The sequence below is a fragment of the Ectobacillus sp. OTK genome (genome assembly GCF_059698935.1).
Window position 1 is genome coordinate 4,480,219 of sequence record NZ_AP048547.1, and the last position, 18,275, is coordinate 4,498,493.

An 18,275-nucleotide genomic window follows, 5' to 3' on the forward strand; every position below is an offset into this window, starting at 1 on the left:
GTTTAGCGGTTATGCACAGGTGTAATTCTAACCTTGCCCATTCATCTTTTTATATAATTTAACCAAAAAAAGCTGCTGGAATTACTCCAGCAGCTTTTTTTCACTAGTCTTTTTATATTGATTAAACGGATTGGCTTTGACGTTAAACAGCAGCCTGAATCTCTTCCTCTCCCATTTTGTTTAAAGAAAGTTGATGAAGCGTAATTTCCGGACGACTGCCTAGTCTGATATTAATAGATGTTTGTCCCAATCCTTCACTTATATAAAAAGGTTTATCTTCATAATAATGCAACCCTTTAATCATATCCATCTGCATCATCGTTTTTCCCAATTTTACGAGATGATACGGTTTAGGCCAGTATATTTGGCCGCCATGGAAATGACCTGATAAAAGATAATCGAAATACCAATCCTTCATGTGTAGAACGATATTGGGGTCGTGGGTTAAAACTAAATGGTATCCGTCCTTTAAACCTGAGTATGATGTTTCCAGGTTGCTTCTTTTTGAATGTAAATCATCAATACCAATAATATGAACCGTTTTTCCCTCGACAATAATTGTCCCATTCTCATTTTGCAAAGTCTTACATCCATGTAGTTCCATTGTATTTTTTAATAATTCAAAGTCCTTTTGTTTTAATTTGTAATCATGATTACCAAATACAGCATAAATACCATAACGCGGATTTAGCCTGTTAAAAACTTTTAAATAAGGAATTAGCTTTGGAATACTGCGCTTTTTATCAAGAAAGTCTCCCGTTAAAGCAATTAAATCAATTTTCTCTCCGGCTAACATGTTATAAAGCTGTTCAGGAGAAACAGAAATCCTTTCTAAATGCATATCTGAGATTTGTAAAATATTTAACAGAGGCCCTTGTGGCTGATCAGAATCTATATTAGATAAATTAACTTTATTTAAAGTCACTCTATGAGTATTTTTGTATGCCTTATAGAAAAGGAGCCAAAAACCTAAAAATACAAAAAGTAAAAAGAATAATTTCATTACATCTCCTCCTCACATCTTCTTATTATATAGAAATCGAAGAGGAATTATAGCGGGAATTAATGGAGGAAAAGGGGAAATGGAAACGATTGGGTAATGAACTGAAAAATAGGTAAAGGGATATTGTTTACTCGAACTAGGTTAATTATTATTACCATTTTTTTATTAACTTAAAATGCAAATTAAAAGGCATAAAAGTGTTGCTTCCTTCTTAACCTAAAACTGCTCTTTCGAAAGAATGGAACCCATTATAAATAATAAAGGACAGGTGCTTCGAATTGCAATTATCACCAAAAATTTATCACTCGTTGATTCGACCTAAATGGCTTACAAAATTATATATTCAAAATCATATTCAGCAGCATTTTAATTTTTTGGATAAAAAAGTACTGGATTTTGGGTCAGGTACCGGAGCAAACTGCACCCTATGTTCCCCTGATCATTATTTTGGGATTGATCCAGATTCATACAGGATTGAATATGCCAAACGCTTGTATAACCAGTACCGATTTGAAACTTTTATGGGAAATGAACTTCCTTCAGACAACAATAGTTTTGATTTTATTTTAATTGTTGCTGTACTGCACCATATCCCTCCAGAAAAGGTTTATGGTTATGTAAAAGAATTCAAGCGTGTATTAAAACCAGAAGGTAGAATTGTTGTTATGGAACCTTGTTTGTTTGAAAAGTCTCCAATAAGTAATTGGTTCATGAGATCAAATGATAAAGGTGAGTACATTTTAAGAGAAGAAGAGTATCTAAATTACTTTACGAAGGAAAATTTCCAATGCCAGGTTCTAAAAAGATTTAAAAAATGTTTTTTTTATAATGAGCTGTATTTTTCAGCTTCCTTATAACTATTTAGAGTAAAGTAATTGGGAGTGATTGATATGAAAGGAAAAAGTGTCGTAACGATTCATTATTGTTATTATTGGTTGTTATCACCGTATTTATAGGGCCGCTTATCAAGCCTGCCAGCAATTTGTCATGGGTACTCCTGCCATTATCATTTTAATTACCGCTCTATCAACATACAAAAAGTTTCGTTTTACTACACTTTTTCATTTTATCATTACCATTATGGCTATTTTGAAGGATAGCCGCTTCAAAATAGCCATAATGGCAGCCTCTCTTGAATCTGCTCGTAAGCGCAGGTGCAAAACATGTTCACGCTTATTTTGTTGAAGGACAATGCCAAGACACTTTTTACTCTACACATTAGAGCGTATAATTTGTAGCACCTTTTCTCAGCTGCGTTATCACTATGGTTTTACTTATGCAGTAACGGCTGGGATACAGGACGAAAGCTAGATATAAAGCTTTACGGCACATGAAAACCATTGCTTATGATTGTAAGTATCTCATGATTGCTTTGTACATAGAGTGAAGCTCCGCAACTTCATCCGAATAGCCTGCTTCGAACACTGATTTTGGCATGCCATACACAACACATGTACTTTGTGCTTCGGTTAAAACATGACCATTATAACGCTTTACCTCTTTACATCCTTTTGTTCCATCTACTCCCATTCCCGTGAGTATAGACACAAGGAGACGATCTTTATATATAGGTGCCAGTGATTGTAAGGTCACATCGACTGAAGGCTTATATAAATGCTCACCTGTAGAAGGGACCACAGAAAACACCTTCATATATTCCTGTTGCTTAACAGTCGTTTGATAGCCAGCAGGTGCGATATAAATATGGCCCGCCTCAAGCTTTTCTCCATCTGCCGCTTCCTTTACTGTTAATGCGCAATTGTTATTTAATCTCTCTGCCAATGGTTTTGTAAATCCCGGCGGCATATGTTGAATAACCATTACAGGAGCAGCAAAGTCTTTTGTAAAAAACGGGAGAATGGCCTGTAAGGCAGATGGTCCGCCTGTCGAACAACCAATTACAACAAGGTCAGCACGTAATCCTGAGCTTCTTTTTTTCAGGTGTTGGGTTTTAACAGGCAGGGAGACGGCAGGTTGAGGTTTTCTAGTCACAGCCTGAAGAAGCAATTCATGGAAACCTGGGATTAGCTCCTCTTGCTTTGGATTAATAAGATAAGATTTCACAACAAATCCTGCTGCACCAAGCTGCTTACATCGTTGCTTGAGTCCTTCATCATAAGACTCTCCGGCCATGATTATAGAAGTCGGCATCTGCTTCATAATCTGCTGCAATGCCGACATCCCATCCATAACAGGCATATCAATATCCATTAAAACAAGCGATGGCTTCAGGCGGTTTACTTTCTCAACGGCATCCATTCCATTTCTGGCAATTCCCACAACATGAAATAAGGGAGAGGTTTGTATTATATCTGTTAATTGCTTTCGCAGCACAGCCGAATCATCTACGACTAATACTCGATGCTTATCCATATCTATTCCCCCTTTCGATAATAAAAAGAGCTTTGCTTGCAGGAGCAGGTTTTGAAACAGACTATAAAACACATCCTTCTGTTTGCCATTGATATAGCATAGAAATGAGTTCATATCGATCGTTTATTTTTAACTTAAAATAGATATTAGAAATGTGATTTTTGACTGTATTTGGGCTAATAAAAAGAGCATCTGCTACCTCTTGATTCGCCTTTCCAAGCAGAAGCAAGCGAATAATATCTTTTTCGCGCTTTGTTAATTTGTTTAAGGAAAGAGAAAATTCTTGCAATTTCAGCTGCTCTGGTCCAAGCTCCTTCTCCCTCTTCTCATCATGCATGTCCCGATTTAGCTCATAGAAATGTCTCGTTCCCGACATTCGTATAAGAAGAAGCTGCTCTTTTGAAAGCGCCTCTAGAATCGGAGATAGTATGTCTGTTTTTCTTCCTAACTTCACTTGCAAGCTTTCTGCACTTTCAATGGAAAATGGATTTTTTTTAAAAAAAAGCAAGCATTCATTTTCAACCTCTTTTTGAAGCAGGTCGTTCATTCTCATCCATCCTTCAATTTTTTGTATTAAGTACCGGAAAAAGGAGCAAGAAGAATGCCGTTCTCCGTAATCTTGTAAAGATGCTCACCTTCACGAACAGGTGCACCTCTCATTTTTTCTATTCTTAACGTTCTCTCGCAGCTTCTATCATCTTTGATATACGACGAAAGGCGAATCACACCGTCTAGTACATAATGTTCAACAGAAGGTTGGTTTGTTTCTTCATTAATAAAGAGAGAAGTAATTCCCTTCTTTTGCAGCACGTTACGCAGCGTGTACAAGAAAAGCCTCCGTTCCTTCTCGTTCCCGCTTGTATATTTTAATAAACTAATGCTGTCAATCACTAGTCGGCGGCAGCCCGTTTGTGCAATAATCTGCTCTAGAATACCTTCTGTCTCAAAAATATCTGTACAGAACACCTCAAAATCCATACTAATCACGCGCAGCAGCCCTTTTTCTTCCCATCGCTTCAAGCTCCAGCCAAACGCGTTCATCCGTTTGTATAACTGCTCAGGCAGTTCTTCAAAGGTAATATATAAACCAGGCTCCCCTTGCTGCACTCCCTGCAGCACATATTGCATTGCAAGTGTCGTCTTGCCCGTCCCAGGCGCTCCCTCTACAATAACGGAAGAACACTGCGGAATCCCACCGCTTAGTAAAACATCAAGTCCCTTTATTCCCGTCGATATATAATTTCCGATCATAGCCGCACACCTCCTTCTGCAGATTATGGAAGAGCTGTTGTTAAGAAAGCGAATATAATCACTCTTTACCCCTATATAGGTTTTCCTTATAAAAGGAAGAGCCTAACGGATAGAGCAATAGACTGCACTACGAAACATCTTCTTTTTATCTCTTATAAAAAACATGTACGTACTGCAAACCTAAACAAAATGCACATATGCAAATATATATATATGCAAAATAATTATAATAAATAAAAAAACAACATGTCTACACGGTAAAAGTTGTATATTCATTTACATTGTGACAAAATACGAAAATTAAACTTTCCATCCTTATACAAATCGAAAAGGCAGCTCTTCTATATTTTTAAAAATATAGAACCAAAACATTACAAGCTTTGACAAGATAGTTCAACATCAACATAAAAAATGGAAAACGGTTACTTATACAATACAATTCAGCCGAAAAAACCCCTTACAACTATTTCTTTGGTTGAAGGGGTTTTTATATGTTAATTTGTTTGATCATGCTCTAGTTCCTCAATTCGCTCGCGCAGCTTTTTTACGCGATAGAAAAAGAAAAACGCTGCTCCTAAAAAGCTAACAATCGCAGCCATCATCACATAAAGCTGCAGCATTTGCTTTTCCCCATTCGGAATTAGCAAGCCGAGCATTAAGATGGTACTGAGAGCCAATAGGATCTGACCAAACCTTGTATAGTCGACAGCCTTTTCTTGCAACTGCTTCATCCTCATCACTCTCCATGATTACTGTATCATATCCTAGTAATCTAGAAATCAAGTAATTTTCACCATTGGAGAGATAATATAGCATTAATTACTGGAGCGCTTGATTTAAATCTTCAATTAAATCCTCGCTGTCCTCAATGCCGATTGAAATACGAATTAATGTATCCGTAATGCCAAGCTCAGCACGTCGTTCTGCTGGAATCGAAGCATGTGTCATTTTGGATGGAACAGAAATTAAGCTTTCGACTGCTCCCAGGCTTTCCGCGAGCGTAAAATATTTCAGCTTCCTCATAAGCTGTTCCAGTGTGTTCTCACTGTCCACCTCAAACGAAACAATCGCGCCAAAGCCAGCTGCCTGCCGCTTTGCCGTTTCATAGTTTGGATGTGTTGGAATCCCTGGATAATACACTTTCTTAATTTTCGGATGACTTTGCAGGAACTCAACAATCATCTGAGCGTTTCCTTCATGTTCCTCCATGCGTATGCCAAGTGTTTTCAATCCGCGCATGAGCAGCCAGCTGTCCTGTGCTCCTAATACGCCGCCTGTTGCATTTTGTATGAAATGAATATCCTGTGCCAGCTTCTCCGTATTTACTACCACAACACCAGCTACAACATCGCTATGGCCGCCAAGATATTTTGTAGCACTGTGCAGAACAATATCTGCACCTAATGAAATAGGGGATTGCCAATAGGAGGTCATAAATGTATTATCGACGATCGTCAAAAGACCGTGCTCCTGTGCGAGCTTTGCCGCTCCTGCAATATCTGTTACCTTTAAAAGAGGATTCGTAGGGGTCTCAATATAAATTGCTTTCGTATTCGGTCGAATAGCCTCTCGTATTTCTTCAAGCTTCGTTGTATCTACAAACGTATACTCTAAACCAAAGCGGTTTAACACTTTAGACATAATGCGGTAAGTACCGCCGTATACATCATCTGTTAAAACAATATGGTCTCCGCTTGAAAATAGCATCATGACCGCAGTAATGGCTGCCATTCCCGAGCTAAAAGCAAAGCCGGCATGACCGTTTTCCAGGATAGCCATCATTTCCTCAAGCGCCGCTCGGGTAGGATTGCCGGTACGGGAATATTCATACCCCTTATGATTGCCGACTCCTTCCTGGCGATACGTGCTCGTTTGATAAATCGGGACGGTAACTGCGCCTGTTAATGGATCACCAACGTGAATACCATGGATTAATTTCGTTTTTGCTTTCACCTTAATCCCACCCTTTATAAATATCCTTGCTTAAATATCGCTCGCTGCTGTCCGGAAAAATAGTTACAATATTCGTTCCAGATGGAGCTGCCTGTGCTTCCAGCAGGCTTGCATGAAAGGCGGCACCAGAAGAACTGCCAACTAGCAAGCCTTCCTGTTTAGCGAGCTCCTTAACTCGCCGAAATGCGTTCATATCAAGAACTGTATGAATTGCATCAAAATAAGAAGGATCCATAAAGCTTGGCAAAAATTCCATGCCGATGCCTTCTGTTGCATGAGGGCCTGGTGCTCCTCCATTTAAAATGGAGCCTTCCGGTTCAACAATGACTGTTTTTATCTTTGGATTCTGTTCCTTTAAGTAACGAGCTGTTCCCATAAATGTGCCGCCCGTACCAGCTCCTGCCACAAATATATCAATATGCCCATTCAAGTCCTCCCATAGTTCTGGCCCAAGCGTTTTATAGTAGGTATACGGGTTTGCCTCATTGGCAAATTGCTGCGGGCAATAGGAGTTCGGGATGTCCTGCAGCAGCTCCTTCGCCTTCGCAATCGCACCCTTCATTCCCTGCTCTGTTGGCGTATTAATCACAGTGGCACCGAGAGCTCTCATCAACTCCTGCTTCTCCATGCTGAATTTTTGCGGTACACAAAGAATAATACGTAAATCATATTGTAAGGCAGCTAGAGCCAAGCCTATTCCCGTATTCCCCGCCGTTGGTTCAATAATGGTTCCGCCGGGGCGGACAAAGCCTTTTTGCAAAGCCGTCTCCACTAGTTCCTTTCCAAGCCGATCCTTAATACTTCCGCCCGGATTAAAAAACTCAAGCTTCGCAAACAAACGCACACCCTCCGGAAGTACAAAATGTTTAATTTCCATAAGCGGTGTGTGTCCAATCAGGTTATGAACTCCGCTGTAAACCTTCATGATGAAATCCTCCCTCACCCGTGAACCTTCTCAGGATGCTGTACTTTTTGTCCCTTCAAACAAAAAGACAACTGCTTCTCCTTATGTTTCGGCGGCAGTTGTCTCTTTATAAATTACTTCAGCTCTTGCAGCATATTTACAACAAAATTTGTAGAATGAAGAGCCGCTTGATCCAAAAATTGATCAAATGAAATATCGGATTCTTTTCCCGCGATATCAGAAAGCGCCCGAATGATAACAAATGGTACGTTGTATTGATAACATACCTGTGCTACAGCTGCCGCTTCCATTTCTACCGCATATAAATCATTGAACTTGCTGCGAACGAACTCCACACGCTGCGGATCGTTCATAAAAGAATCTCCTGTTGCAATTGTGCCTTTCACAACTTGAATATCATCGCCGGACTTCATGCATCGCTCTGCTAACGCCACAAGCGCAGCATCAGCTTCAAATGCAGCCGGCATGCCCGGCACTTGGCCATATTCATAGTTAAATGCTGTAACGTCCACATCATGATGACGAACCTCTGTGGAAATAACAACGTCGCCTACATTTAAAGTATGATGAAAACCTCCGGCCGAGCCTGTATTAATTACTTTTTCCGGTTTGTAGCGTTCTAATAAAATCGTCGTTGACATAGCCGCGTTTACTTTCCCAATCCCGGATTTCAACAGGATGACCTCATGGCCTGACAATGCTCCGATTGTAAACTCACAGCCAGCGACCGTTTCTGTTCTCGCCTGTTCAAGCTTTTCGCGCAAAATGCGCACTTCTTCTTCCATTGCACCAATTACAGCAATTCTCAATTATATCCCTCTTTCTTAATTCTTCACGGCCTCTATCACCCACACATAGTGATTGTAACGAGTAAATGTAACAGAAAAGCCGTTATTTTCAAACATCGTCCTCATGATCGGAAGAAGCGTGTAATATTCCGTCTGCAAATCGTGCGCTAAATTATGATAGCCGTTCTCGATTGCAGCTTGTACAGTCTGATTATACGCCTCTTGATCTATAAAGATTGTATCAGCGAATACTATTTTATCACCTTTTTTCAACAATTCACTATATTTCTGAAGCGCCTTAATTTTTTCAGCGTCTGTTAAATGATGAAAAGCGTATGTGCTAACAATAGTATTAATCTGATCAGGAACAGCAAAATGCAGAAAATCCCCTTCCATTATTATCGCTTTCCCAAGAAGCTTTCGCTCTGCAATTTTTCTCATTTCACGAGAGGGCTCCACACCGTAAACAATATGACCTTCCTGCAGCAATTGATTCGTTAAATTACCCGTTCCTACGCCAAATTCCAATACAGTACCAACTGCTTTTCGGGCAACTTCTTTTAAAATTTTATCATAGTTAGTAAATGCCTCTTTATACTGTTCATTTTCACCAGCTACAAAAGCATCATACGTATATGCCCATTCATCAAACAACTCGTTAAATTCTGTACCCATGTTAATTCCTCTTTCACTTATAGGTTTTATCAACATTATATGCTGGGTACATAAAATTGCTAAAGGAAAGAAGCAGCGATAGAATTCTTGAATAGTGTTTGCTACACTTATAACAAATATTAATAAAGAAAAGAGGATTGGAGCATGGCATTTTCTTTTGAAATGATCGAAGATAAAATCGAGTTTTTTGAGGCTGCATCCTTATCAGTCTTAGAAAAGAAAATTAATGAGCAAATTGACCATAATAAGGCGCTTTTACTTGAGGTGAGCAGCGTATCCCATCAAATGTGTTTTGACCCAGACAGTAAAAAACCCCATTACAGCGCGATTGTTCATTTTAAACTAAAGAAAACTCGCTGATTGGCGCATCCTCGGGAGAAGACAGAGAAACGTAGTTGCTCTTATACTTTATACGTAAAATTTCCTACTACGTCGAATTGCTTCCCTGCTTGAGTTTTATCCTTTAGAGGATAAGAAAAGCGGACACAGTCCCCAAAAAGTTATACTTTCTTATCTTTTAAAAAGGCTGTTTTCGCAGATATTGCGGCTTTTGCCTTTTGCCCAGCAGCACGCACACAGCACTGTGGGAAAAGATGGGAAGTTAGAAATGAGAGATCGCTTGCAAGAGGTGCGTAGTCTCTTGCTTATATCGAAACACGTTCTTTTATGTCTGCAGCAACAATTGTTTAGAAAAGAGCCTTAAAAAAGAAGGGCGCCCTAAAGCGCCCTTCCCTTATTTCATTAACTGCACAAGCGTCGGCTTCCAGCCTTGATTGTCTACCCATTCAATATACACTTTATATTTTTGCTTCGTATCCTTGGCGGTCACTGTTCCTACTGCTTTGTTTGGACCATTGTTGCCAAGATGCCAGATGGTCAATGTATCAGCCGGCACTTGAATCGCATAGGAAATCGCTTGAATCATTTCCTTCCAATCCTGTGTGCTATCATCAAATTGCGTAGTATGCGGTCCGCTTTGTGATGTGCCGATAGGCTGCCAGGAAGGATTGGTGTAAGCCTCCTGTATACTTGGATCGTTCTGATTTGACACCGTTACCTTCGTATCTTCTGTCGGCTGGGCAGATACTTCCTCTTCCTCTTCCTTCGCCGACTCCTTATCTTCCTTATCTTCCTTATCTTCCTTATCTTCCTTATCTTCCTCTTTTACCACGAGTTGACCATTGTTTACTTTTTCCTTCTGCGCAGCTGGCTTCGTCTCCGTTTCTTTCGTCGCCGCTTGTTCAGGCGAAGACGCAAAAAGCTGATACGCAACCATTACAGCAGTGAGCAGAACGACCCCGAGAAGAATATTTAACAGGATGCCTTTTCTGCGTTTTTCCTGCTTTTTCTGGAATCGTGAGCTGTTTGGAATTTGTGACATACTTCAACCCCCATCAATCATGTTTCCGCATACCGTTTATTGTAACATCAAATAGGCAATGGGGAAAAGAAGAAGTTGTATTCCACGTCTATTCAAACTATTTTTTGCATTACCGTGCTTCTAAATTCCCGCTTCTCTCCCATGAGGCAATTGCGCGTACATAGTCCGCAAATACAGCGCTTGTTGGATTCGCTGGTGACTTCGTTTCTAAATCAATAACAACGAGCGCATAGCGCGGACGATCAGCTGGAAAGTAGCCGGCAAACCATCGATTCACACTGTTATCCTTACCTGTTTGTGCTGTTCCTGATTTACCTGCGACCGCGAGCGGCAGTGATTGATAGATAGCACCTGTTCCATTTGGATCACTTACAACATGACGCAACAGCTGCTGCAACTTTTGAATCGTTTCTGCTCGCAAGGTCTCTCCACCTTGCTCATGCTCAGGAAATTGGTACAGCTTCGCACCATTTTTATACTGAATCTCCTGAACAGCCTTGACCTCAAGCTTCTTGCCTCCTCGAGCAATTGTTGCCATCATATTGGCGACCGCAATCGGTGACAAGCGTACATTCTTTTGACCAATTGCAGTTTGTGCGATTGCCTTGCTCACTGTTTTATCTGCTTCATCCCCCCAAATGGTCCCTTCCTTCTCCTCGGGAAGCTGGCGAAATCTTTGGAAATGAAACACATCTCCCATCCATCCAACTGTTTTCTCTAATCCAAGCATTCTTGCATAGTTCTCCATCGCATCCTTATCCTGCTCTAGGAGCTCTTGTCCTAAATCGGCAAACGTTCGATTACAGCTGCGCGCAAAGCTTGCATCAAAGGAAAGCTGCCCCATTGGCCGCTCTGCCACCCCTTCTCCGTATGGGTTCCGGTTGCAGTCAAACATGCGGCCTGGTGCTAGGATTCCTTTATCAATAGCAGCTGCTGCAATTACCGTTTTAAAAACAGAGCCAGGAAATTGTGGAGTAAGCATATAGTTGACCGCACCTTGCTGATATGCTTCAGGACTGGCTGTGCTCAATGACGGCTTGCTTACCATCGCAAGAATCTCGCTTGTTTTCACATCCAGCAGCACAAGACCGCCCTTTTGAATTCCATGCTGCTCAGTAAGCTCTTCCGCCCTTTGCTGCAGCTCCTTCACAATAGTCGTCTTAATCACAACCGGATAGAACGGATTAGCTGGATATGTATACTTTACATGCTTTCCGAAAATCGGTTCCCCCTGCCGGTCCACGTGATATAACAGCTTCGCTTCACCGTCAGTAAGCAAAAACTCATCGAATGCTTGCTGTAAACCAGAAATACCAATTAATGTATCAGGAGACAGCTTTCCCCGCTGCAGCAGCTCCGCATATCTCCTCTTCAGCTCTGTTTCATTTTGACCTGTCAATCCAAGTAAATGCTCCGCAAGCGGATGCCCTCCTTTGATTCTTGCATTTGCTGCTACGACTCCTGGAATCCCGAGTGCATTGATGTCCTCCATCTGTTGTTTTGTAAGACGCACCGCCGTCCCTTCTGCTTGAAATACAAACGGGTTGCTAGCAGCTTCTATTTGCCGCTGCAGCTCCTGCCCTGACACACCCAATACATGTGCTACCTTTTGAACAGGCCAATCGATTCTTTTTAAAAATGGAAATAAAATTAAACTCGGACGATAATCGTCTGTAAGCTCCTTTCCATCACGATCCGAAAAACGCCCCCGTCCATCATCAAGGACAAGTGCATGCGTACGCTGTTCTACGCTTTTTTCCAGCAGGTTCACATGCCTGCCCGAAAATGATTCTGTAGAGACAATCTGAATTTGCGCGAGCCGTCCAATGAGAATGAGAAATACGCATATAAAAAGGAGAAGAATTCCCATGATTCGTTTTTTCCATTTCATACAAAAAAACACCTCATCTTAGTGTAGACGAGGTGTTTTTTATTTCATACATGTTTGTATCAAATGTGTTTTAAACGTTGCTTCTTATTTAATGGATACGATTTTCACACGCATGTCTCCGCCTGGTGTTTGTACCATTACTTCATCCCCAACCTGCTTACCAAGCAGATTTCTTGCGATTGGGGAATCGTTAGAAATTTTACCTTCAAACGGATCTGCTTCCGCGCTTCCGACGATCGTATACGTTTCTTCATCACCATCTGGAAGTTCAACGAACGTAACTGATTTTCCGAGTGTCACCGTTGAGGAGTTTTCCATATTTTCTTCAATAATAACCGCATTGCGGATCATATTTTCTATTTGTGTAATGCGCCCTTCAACGAATGCCTGCTCGTCCTTCGCAGCATCGTATTCAGAGTTCTCGGATAAGTCTCCGAAGCTGCGGGCAATTTTAATGCGCTCTACAACTTCTTTACGTCTTACCGTTTTTAAATATTCTAATTCTTGCTCAAGCTTTTCTTTTCCAGCTTGTGTCATTGGATATGTTTTTTCTATTGCCATCAGTTCCACTCCTTTTTCTGTCTGCACAATCCCCTGCCAAGAGGAGTTTTACATATAAATATGCCCCCATCTGACACCAGATGAGGATGCATGCTCCATTGTATTCGATACGGAAGGAAAAAATCCCTTCTCATCGAACATCTTTTTCTAGCGTTACTTTCGAAAGTGCTCCTTCGAACATTCAGCTGCCACCATTCACGACATGTATGGCAACAAAGAGAAACGCTTGAAAAACAGTCCTTTTAAAAGAGAACAATGTATACCTTTTTAGGTGATGTCCAGCTCTCAGACTGCTCCCTTCCGTAAAATAACCGTCACCGTAACAGACAAAAAGCGCCGCCCATGCCGAGGAATACTTTACTACAGAAGCAAAATCGAGTCCTGTTTTCTTATCCTATTACAAAATAACCTTTTCTTCAAGAATGGTTGCAATTTTTGTAACCATTAAATCAATCGCAACGTGATTTTGGCCGCCCTCTGGCACAATAATATCAGCATATCGCTTCGATGGCTCAATAAATTGATTGTGCATTGGACGAACAACATTTACATACTGCTCAATGACAGATTCTATCGTACGCCCGCGTTCTTGGATGTCACGCTGCATCCGGCGCAACACACGAATATCCGCATCTGTGTCCACAAACAGCTTGATATCCATTAAATCACGAAGGCGCTTATCCTCTAATACGAGGATGCCTTCTAGAATAATGACATCCTTCGGCTCTACTAACACCGTCTCATTGGACCTTGTATGCATTTTGTAATCATATATAGGCTTTTCAATCGGCTCGTATCGCAGCAGATGCTCGATGTGTTCAATGAGCAAATCATTATCAAATGCGAGCGGATGATCATAGTTGGTTCGCAGCCGTTCCTCAAACGGCAAATGGCTTTGGTCTTTATAGTAATAATCCTGCTCTAGCATCAGGATGGAGTGACCGCGAAAAGAGTCAAAAATCGATTTGGTTACGCTCGTTTTGCCCGAACCTGAACCGCCCGCAATACCGATGACGATCGGTTTTTTCTTCGGCATAGTATTACCTCTTTCTTCGTTGAAGTATGCTACCTATGATTGAAGCATATTCTTTCTCATCATGTTGTAAGGATATACCGGCTTATCCACACGTATTTTTACAATTTGAAGAGGATGACGCGCTGCATCAAGCTCGTTTCCGTCCTCATCCCAAATTTTTTCGACAACTTGTGTAAAATTCTCAATTTCCGGACCGAAAAATTCAACAGTTTGCCCCGGTTTAAAATGATTGCGCTGCTGAATTGTTGCAATATTTGTTTCTTCGTTATAATCGAGCACCATCCCTACAAAATCGTATGTCGTTTTCTTGCTATGACTTCCATACATTTGCTCTTGGTACCCCGGCACTCCTTCAAAGAACGCAGAAGCAGTGTCACGATTAGCGCACTTATCCAATTCTTCAATCCATTCCTGCTTAAATTCAAAGTGGTCTGGATCTGCACAATAAGCGTCAATTACTTTTCTATATACAGTTACAACCGTTGCAACATAGTGAATGGATTTCATTCGTCCTTCAATCTTTAAGCTGTCAACGCCAAGCTCAATTAATTTTGGAATGCTTGTAATTAAATTTAAGTCTTTTGGACTCATCGCAAACGGTGCGTCGCCCTCTTCAAATAGCGGTACCTCTGTTTCTTGTACTTGTATTAAATCATAATCCCAACGGCAAGATTGACAGCAGCCGCCGCGGTTTGAGTCTCGCGCTGTCATATGGTTGCTCAGCGTACAGCGTCCAGAGTAGGCAATACACATCGCACCATGAATAAACGTCTCGATCTCGATGTCTACCTTTTCTTTGATTTCCTGAATTTCTTCAGCGCTCGTTTCACGCGCTAATACGACACGATGCAAGCCTTCTTCCTTCCAGTATTGTGCCGCTCTCCAGTTGGATAAAGATTGCTGCGTACTTAAATGAATCTCTAATGATGGCGCAACCTGCTTGCACGTTTCAATAATGAGCGGATCCGCCACGATAATACCGGTTACACCCGCTTTTTCGATGCCCTGCAAATACTCTTCAAGTCCATCCATATTTTCATTATGCGCAAAAATATTTGTCGTTACATATATCTTTGCACCATACTTGTTCGCAAACGCTACGCCCTCTGCCATTTCCTCAAGCGTAAAGTTATCAGCATTTGAACGAAGGCCAAACTCCTGTCCGCCGATAAATACAGCGTCCGCTCCATAATGGATGGCAATCTTCAGCTTCTCCAAATTACCAGCTGGCGCCAAAAGCTCCGGCTTTTTTACAACCACACGTTTTCCATCTATTACACGAGAAATCTCTTGTATTGCCATAATGGTTTACCCCCTTTTAATCCCTATAAATTGATAGATTTTCCAAAAACGTCTGTCTCCTTCACGAACAAGACGGGCCATTCCGCTTTTTCTTGATGTCCAGCTCCCATGACCCGCTTGCTGCGGGGGAAGACCTCTGCTCACCTAGGCAAAAAGCGCCCCGCCCGACAGAGAGGACTGTCCGCTTTGCTCTATATCTAGCTCCATCGGCCTGCTTGCAGCGGAGAAGGCCGTTGGAGTTTTTTAGTATACTGTTTCTTTATAGAAGAATCCTGTATCAAGCGGACGGTGTGCTGGCTGAATCGCTTCAATTTCGCGATACAGCTCATCTTTCACCTCATAATATGCATCACGGTCTTCTACGCATAAATCAATCGCTTTGCGATACTTTTTCGTTACTTCAATGATATATTCTGCACTTTTTAATACACCGTCAATTTTAAAAGAATCGATGCCTGCATCAATCAGCTCCTCAAGCTCATCAATGATGCAAATATCGTTCGGGCTCATAATATGTGTGCCGTTTGCATCTTCAAAAATTGGGTACTTATTGTTGCGCTCTTTATCATGCAGCAGCATATTCGGTTCATGCTTCTTTTTCTCAATCTCCATTTCGCGCCCTTGGTACTCAAAGTAGTTTCCAACTAAGGAACGCTTGGATTGAAACATTGCTGTCATGCCGTGCACCTGTACCTCGATTTCGACTTCTGCCTTTTCTTTTATTTCAATAACAGCATCCATGCTCAGCTCGCGTGCAAGCACTGCCCGCTTAGCCCCTTTTCGGCCCCAATAGTTACATGTAAACCAGTTTGTCGCTGTTGTTTCCGTATTCCAGTGAAGCTTCATATCAGGAGCAGCCTCGCGTACAGCCATAAGTACAGCTGGGTCGCCGAAAATAATCGCATCCGCACCCGCATCCTTCAGAAATGATGCATAATCCGTTAGCTCGTCTACCTGTTCATTGTGAAACAATGCGTTCATTGCTGCATACACCTTCATATTGTGGGCATGCGCAATCTGGATAGCCTTCCTTACCTCCTCACGAGAAAATTCTCCCGCCAGACGAAGGCCAAACTTTTGCTCTCCAACAACAATCGCATCCGCTCCTGCCTGTGCGAGCTTCTCTATATCATCGACCTTTGTTGGTGTTACTAACAATTCAGGTTTTTTCAAAATGGTTCACCCCTTCTTTTTACTAACCGCTACTCCATCTCCAATTGGAAAAATAACTGTATCATATGCGTGATGTGTCATTAACCATTCATTATAGGTTTTTATTTTCTTTACTAAACTGCGAATACGCTTATTTTCAATATTTTCCTCCGCAACGAGACCGCGGAACAGCACATTGTCTGTAATAATAACTCCTTTTTCATTCAAAAGAGGCTCATACAGCTCAAAAAAACGTTGGTATTGTCCCTTTGCTGCATCGATAAAAATCACATCAAACGTTCCGTGACGCTGCACCTCTTCAAATACTTCAAGCGCATCTCCGTACAAGAGGGAGATGCGTTCACTTACACTTGATTTCCGTATATAAGAAACAGCCTTCTCATATCGCTCGCTGTCCCGTTCAATTGTTACAACGCGGGCACCGTCAACAGCACTTGCCATCCGAATACCCGAATAACCAATTGCTGCGCCGATTTCCAAAATAGCCTTCGGTTGAATTAAGCGGAGCATTTGCAGCATAAATTCCATACCAAGGCGGTCCATAATCGGCACATGATGCTCGCTTGCATACTGCTCCATATTTGCCAGAAGCTCATCCTCTTGCTTCACAAAGGAGAGCAAATATTGTTGTATTGCGGTTTGTTCCATTTTAAAGCCTCCTTAGAGGAATAAAAGAAAAGCGGATACGATCCGTCTTGCTAGCTGCGGACGCTAGACATAAAGAAAAGCGGACACTTTCCGCTATAGGCTCACAAAGACTATATACCGCCAGTTTTGAACCCGATATATTTTATCATAAACAAGAGGGAGATGCGAATATTTCACCTGCCATCTCCTTGGAAATATTAGGACTGCTGCTGCGTAATATATTTCTCCTTTAGCGCATTATGTTCCTCAAGTGTTTTCGAAAAGAATATCTCACCGCTCGGAGCAGCAAGAAAATAGAAAAATTCTGTTTGCGCCGGCTTAAGTGCAGCTTGCAGGGAGGGCTCGCCGGCATTGGCAATCGGACCAATTGGAAGACCTTTTACCACATACGTATTATATGGCGAATCTACCTTTAAGTCCGCATATAATACCCGGTCCTTGTGCTTGCCCAACGCATACAGCACTGTCGGATCTGTTTGCAGCGGCATATTGACTCGAATCCGATTATAAAATACACTCGCTATTTTTTGACGATCCGTAAACGCAGTTGCTTCTTCTTCAATTAAGGAGCCCAATGTTAACAATTGGTGCACATCAAGTTCTTGTTGCTTCATGAGCTTTTCATTTTGTACGATAAACGCGTTTGTTTTTTTCAGCATCGGATCAATAATCTGCTGCACTGTATACGACTTTTCATAATACGAATAGGTCGCGGGAAATAAATAGCCCTCAAGAGGGTATCGGATGCCCGCTTGCAGCATTTTATCCGTTAACAGCTTTGGATATTTCGTTCGAAAATTTTCTAGAAATGCTTTGTCATTGAATTGCTGCAGAACCTCCTCTTTATTAAGCTTGAACTCTGTCGCAATACTATCAGCAATTTCCGTTAGCTGCATTCCCTCTTTGATCACCAGCTTATAGCGAACGGGGTGATAAACCTTTCCCGCAATCAATTGCTCCGTCACTTCACGCACGCTCATAGACGGACTTAATAAATATGTACCTGCCTGCAGCCCTTTTCGATAGTTTGCTTTTACATAATATTGAAAGATGTTTCCATTCCTAATAATCCCTTGCTGCTCCAACAATTGTCCAATACCGCTCGTCGATGTTCCCTTCGGAATGGTGATTTCTTTTTTTTCTTTGCTAGCTTCCTGTAACGGCTGCAGCGCTGAGACAACGTAAATTGCTCCAAAGCCGCCTAAAAGAAGAATGAGTAATATAACGGCTGCAATACGTCGTCGTCTCTTCTTTCTCCGCATTTGCTCGTTCCAACCTATCATAATAAACGGAAGGCTCCTTTCTTTCATAATCT

The 18,275-nt window shown here is 41.6% G+C and carries 19 protein-coding genes; 2 read left to right on the forward strand and 17 right to left on the reverse strand.

Annotated features, from left to right (window positions below; genetic code table 11):
• Window positions 1-142: 142 nt before the first annotated feature.
• Window positions 143-1,003, reverse strand: a complete 861-nt coding sequence (locus tag AC6HZ4_RS22220) for a metallophosphoesterase (protein WP_497491970.1) — start codon at window positions 1,001-1,003, stop codon at window positions 143-145.
• A gap of 278 nt (window positions 1,004-1,281) precedes the next feature.
• Between AC6HZ4_RS22220 and AC6HZ4_RS22225 the strand changes: the two genes are divergently transcribed.
• Window positions 1,282-1,860: a class I SAM-dependent methyltransferase gene (locus tag AC6HZ4_RS22225; RefSeq protein ID WP_497491972.1), complete on the forward strand. Its 579-nt coding sequence runs from the start codon at window positions 1,282-1,284 to the stop codon at window positions 1,858-1,860.
• A 487-nt stretch (window positions 1,861-2,347) separates the two neighbouring features.
• Here the strand turns inward: AC6HZ4_RS22225 and cheB are convergent, their stop codons facing one another.
• The 8 genes from cheB to AC6HZ4_RS22265 all read right to left on the reverse strand — a co-directional run bounded on the left by cheB (window position 2,348) and on the right by AC6HZ4_RS22265 (window position 8,968).
• Window positions 2,348-3,376: a chemotaxis-specific protein-glutamate methyltransferase CheB gene (cheB, locus tag AC6HZ4_RS22230; protein WP_497491973.1), complete on the reverse strand. Its 1,029-nt coding sequence runs from the start codon at window positions 3,374-3,376 to the stop codon at window positions 2,348-2,350.
• A gap of 61 nt (window positions 3,377-3,437) precedes the next feature.
• Window positions 3,438-3,923 carry a helix-turn-helix domain-containing protein gene (locus tag AC6HZ4_RS22235; protein WP_497491974.1) on the reverse strand — a complete coding sequence of 162 codons (486 nt, stop codon included), beginning with the start codon at window positions 3,921-3,923 and terminating at the stop codon, window positions 3,438-3,440.
• Window positions 3,924-3,949: 26 nt separating this feature from the next.
• Window positions 3,950-4,627 (reverse strand): RAD55 family ATPase, encoded by a 678-nt coding sequence (locus AC6HZ4_RS22240; protein WP_497491975.1) that lies wholly within the window; start codon window positions 4,625-4,627, stop codon window positions 3,950-3,952.
• A 494-nt stretch (window positions 4,628-5,121) separates the two neighbouring features.
• Entirely contained in the window at window positions 5,122-5,358 is a 237-nt protein-coding gene (locus AC6HZ4_RS22245) for a YrhC family protein (RefSeq protein ID WP_497491976.1), read from the reverse strand.
• Between the two features lie 88 nt (window positions 5,359-5,446).
• The gene (locus AC6HZ4_RS22250) at window positions 5,447-6,580 is read right to left on the reverse strand and encodes a bifunctional cystathionine gamma-lyase/homocysteine desulfhydrase (protein WP_497491977.1); all 1,134 of its coding nucleotides are present in this window, start codon (window positions 6,578-6,580) and stop codon (window positions 5,447-5,449) included.
• 1 nt (window position 6,581) lies between these two features.
• Window positions 6,582-7,505, reverse strand: coding sequence for a PLP-dependent cysteine synthase family protein (locus AC6HZ4_RS22255; protein WP_497491978.1), 924 nt, complete (start codon window positions 7,503-7,505; stop codon window positions 6,582-6,584).
• 113 nt (window positions 7,506-7,618) lie between these two features.
• On the reverse strand, window positions 7,619-8,314 hold the full coding sequence (mtnN, locus tag AC6HZ4_RS22260) for a 5'-methylthioadenosine/S-adenosylhomocysteine nucleosidase (protein WP_497491980.1): 696 nt from the start codon (window positions 8,312-8,314) through the stop codon (window positions 7,619-7,621).
• A 15-nt stretch (window positions 8,315-8,329) separates the two neighbouring features.
• The gene (locus tag AC6HZ4_RS22265) at window positions 8,330-8,968 is read right to left on the reverse strand and encodes a class I SAM-dependent DNA methyltransferase (protein WP_497491982.1); all 639 of its coding nucleotides are present in this window, start codon (window positions 8,966-8,968) and stop codon (window positions 8,330-8,332) included.
• A 144-nt stretch (window positions 8,969-9,112) separates the two neighbouring features.
• Between AC6HZ4_RS22265 and AC6HZ4_RS22270 the strand changes: the two genes are divergently transcribed.
• The gene (locus tag AC6HZ4_RS22270) at window positions 9,113-9,328 is read left to right on the forward strand and encodes a YrzA family protein (RefSeq protein ID WP_497491983.1); all 216 of its coding nucleotides are present in this window, start codon (window positions 9,113-9,115) and stop codon (window positions 9,326-9,328) included.
• A gap of 373 nt (window positions 9,329-9,701) precedes the next feature.
• On the opposite strand, the gene AC6HZ4_RS22275 is transcribed toward AC6HZ4_RS22270, so the two are convergent.
• The 8 genes from AC6HZ4_RS22275 to mltG form a co-directional block, all read right to left on the reverse strand.
• The gene (locus AC6HZ4_RS22275) at window positions 9,702-10,349 is read right to left on the reverse strand and encodes a YrrS family protein (RefSeq protein WP_497491984.1); all 648 of its coding nucleotides are present in this window, start codon (window positions 10,347-10,349) and stop codon (window positions 9,702-9,704) included.
• A gap of 109 nt (window positions 10,350-10,458) precedes the next feature.
• Window positions 10,459-12,240, reverse strand: a complete 1,782-nt coding sequence (locus AC6HZ4_RS22280; protein ID WP_497491985.1) for a peptidoglycan D,D-transpeptidase FtsI family protein — start codon at window positions 12,238-12,240, stop codon at window positions 10,459-10,461.
• Window positions 12,241-12,324: 84 nt separating this feature from the next.
• Entirely contained in the window at window positions 12,325-12,801 is a 477-nt protein-coding gene (gene greA / locus AC6HZ4_RS22285) for a transcription elongation factor GreA (protein ID WP_497491987.1), read from the reverse strand.
• A 397-nt stretch (window positions 12,802-13,198) separates the two neighbouring features.
• Window positions 13,199-13,837: a uridine kinase gene (udk, locus tag AC6HZ4_RS22290; protein ID WP_497491988.1), complete on the reverse strand. Its 639-nt coding sequence runs from the start codon at window positions 13,835-13,837 to the stop codon at window positions 13,199-13,201.
• Window positions 13,838-13,870: 33 nt separating this feature from the next.
• Window positions 13,871-15,139: a peptidase U32 family protein gene (locus AC6HZ4_RS22295; protein WP_497491989.1), complete on the reverse strand. Its 1,269-nt coding sequence runs from the start codon at window positions 15,137-15,139 to the stop codon at window positions 13,871-13,873.
• Window positions 15,140-15,382: 243 nt separating this feature from the next.
• On the reverse strand, window positions 15,383-16,312 hold the full coding sequence (locus AC6HZ4_RS22300) for a peptidase U32 family protein (RefSeq protein WP_497491991.1): 930 nt from the start codon (window positions 16,310-16,312) through the stop codon (window positions 15,383-15,385).
• Between the two features lie 6 nt (window positions 16,313-16,318).
• Window positions 16,319-16,960, reverse strand: a complete 642-nt coding sequence (locus AC6HZ4_RS22305; protein ID WP_497491993.1) for an O-methyltransferase — start codon at window positions 16,958-16,960, stop codon at window positions 16,319-16,321.
• A gap of 197 nt (window positions 16,961-17,157) precedes the next feature.
• Entirely contained in the window at window positions 17,158-18,243 is a 1,086-nt protein-coding gene (gene mltG / locus AC6HZ4_RS22310; protein ID WP_497491995.1) for an endolytic transglycosylase MltG, read from the reverse strand.
• Between the last annotated feature and the right edge of the window lie 32 nt (window positions 18,244-18,275).

What these genes read in the sequence shown, in the direction of transcription:
- AC6HZ4_RS22265 (WP_497491982.1), bottom strand. Translation starts at nt 8,968, where the DNA reads ATGGGTACAGAATTTAACGAGTTGTTTGATGAATGGGCATATACGTAT.
- AC6HZ4_RS22270 (WP_497491983.1), top strand. Translation starts at nt 9,113, where the DNA reads ATGGCATTTTCTTTTGAAATGATCGAAGATAAAATCGAGTTTTTTGAG.
- cheB (WP_497491973.1), bottom strand. Translation starts at nt 3,376, where the DNA reads ATGGATAAGCATCGAGTATTAGTCGTAGATGATTCGGCTGTGCTGCGA.
- udk (WP_497491988.1), bottom strand. Translation starts at nt 13,837, where the DNA reads ATGCCGAAGAAAAAACCGATCGTCATCGGTATTGCGGGCGGTTCAGGT.
- AC6HZ4_RS22255 (WP_497491978.1), bottom strand. Translation starts at nt 7,505, where the DNA reads ATGAAGGTTTACAGCGGAGTTCATAACCTGATTGGACACACACCGCTT.
- AC6HZ4_RS22245 (WP_497491976.1), bottom strand. Translation starts at nt 5,358, where the DNA reads ATGAAGCAGTTGCAAGAAAAGGCTGTCGACTATACAAGGTTTGGTCAG.
- mltG (WP_497491995.1), bottom strand. Translation starts at nt 18,243, where the DNA reads ATGATAGGTTGGAACGAGCAAATGCGGAGAAAGAAGAGACGACGACGT.
- AC6HZ4_RS22235 (WP_497491974.1), bottom strand. Translation starts at nt 3,923, where the DNA reads ATGAACGACCTGCTTCAAAAAGAGGTTGAAAATGAATGCTTGCTTTTT.
- greA (WP_497491987.1), bottom strand. Translation starts at nt 12,801, where the DNA reads ATGGCAATAGAAAAAACATATCCAATGACACAAGCTGGAAAAGAAAAG.
- AC6HZ4_RS22240 (WP_497491975.1), bottom strand. Translation starts at nt 4,627, where the DNA reads ATGATCGGAAATTATATATCGACGGGAATAAAGGGACTTGATGTTTTA.
- AC6HZ4_RS22305 (WP_497491993.1), bottom strand. Translation starts at nt 16,960, where the DNA reads ATGGAACAAACCGCAATACAACAATATTTGCTCTCCTTTGTGAAGCAA.
- AC6HZ4_RS22220 (WP_497491970.1), bottom strand. Translation starts at nt 1,003, where the DNA reads ATGAAATTATTCTTTTTACTTTTTGTATTTTTAGGTTTTTGGCTCCTT.
- AC6HZ4_RS22275 (WP_497491984.1), bottom strand. Translation starts at nt 10,349, where the DNA reads ATGTCACAAATTCCAAACAGCTCACGATTCCAGAAAAAGCAGGAAAAA.
- AC6HZ4_RS22295 (WP_497491989.1), bottom strand. Translation starts at nt 15,139, where the DNA reads ATGGCAATACAAGAGATTTCTCGTGTAATAGATGGAAAACGTGTGGTT.
- AC6HZ4_RS22280 (WP_497491985.1), bottom strand. Translation starts at nt 12,240, where the DNA reads ATGAAATGGAAAAAACGAATCATGGGAATTCTTCTCCTTTTTATATGC.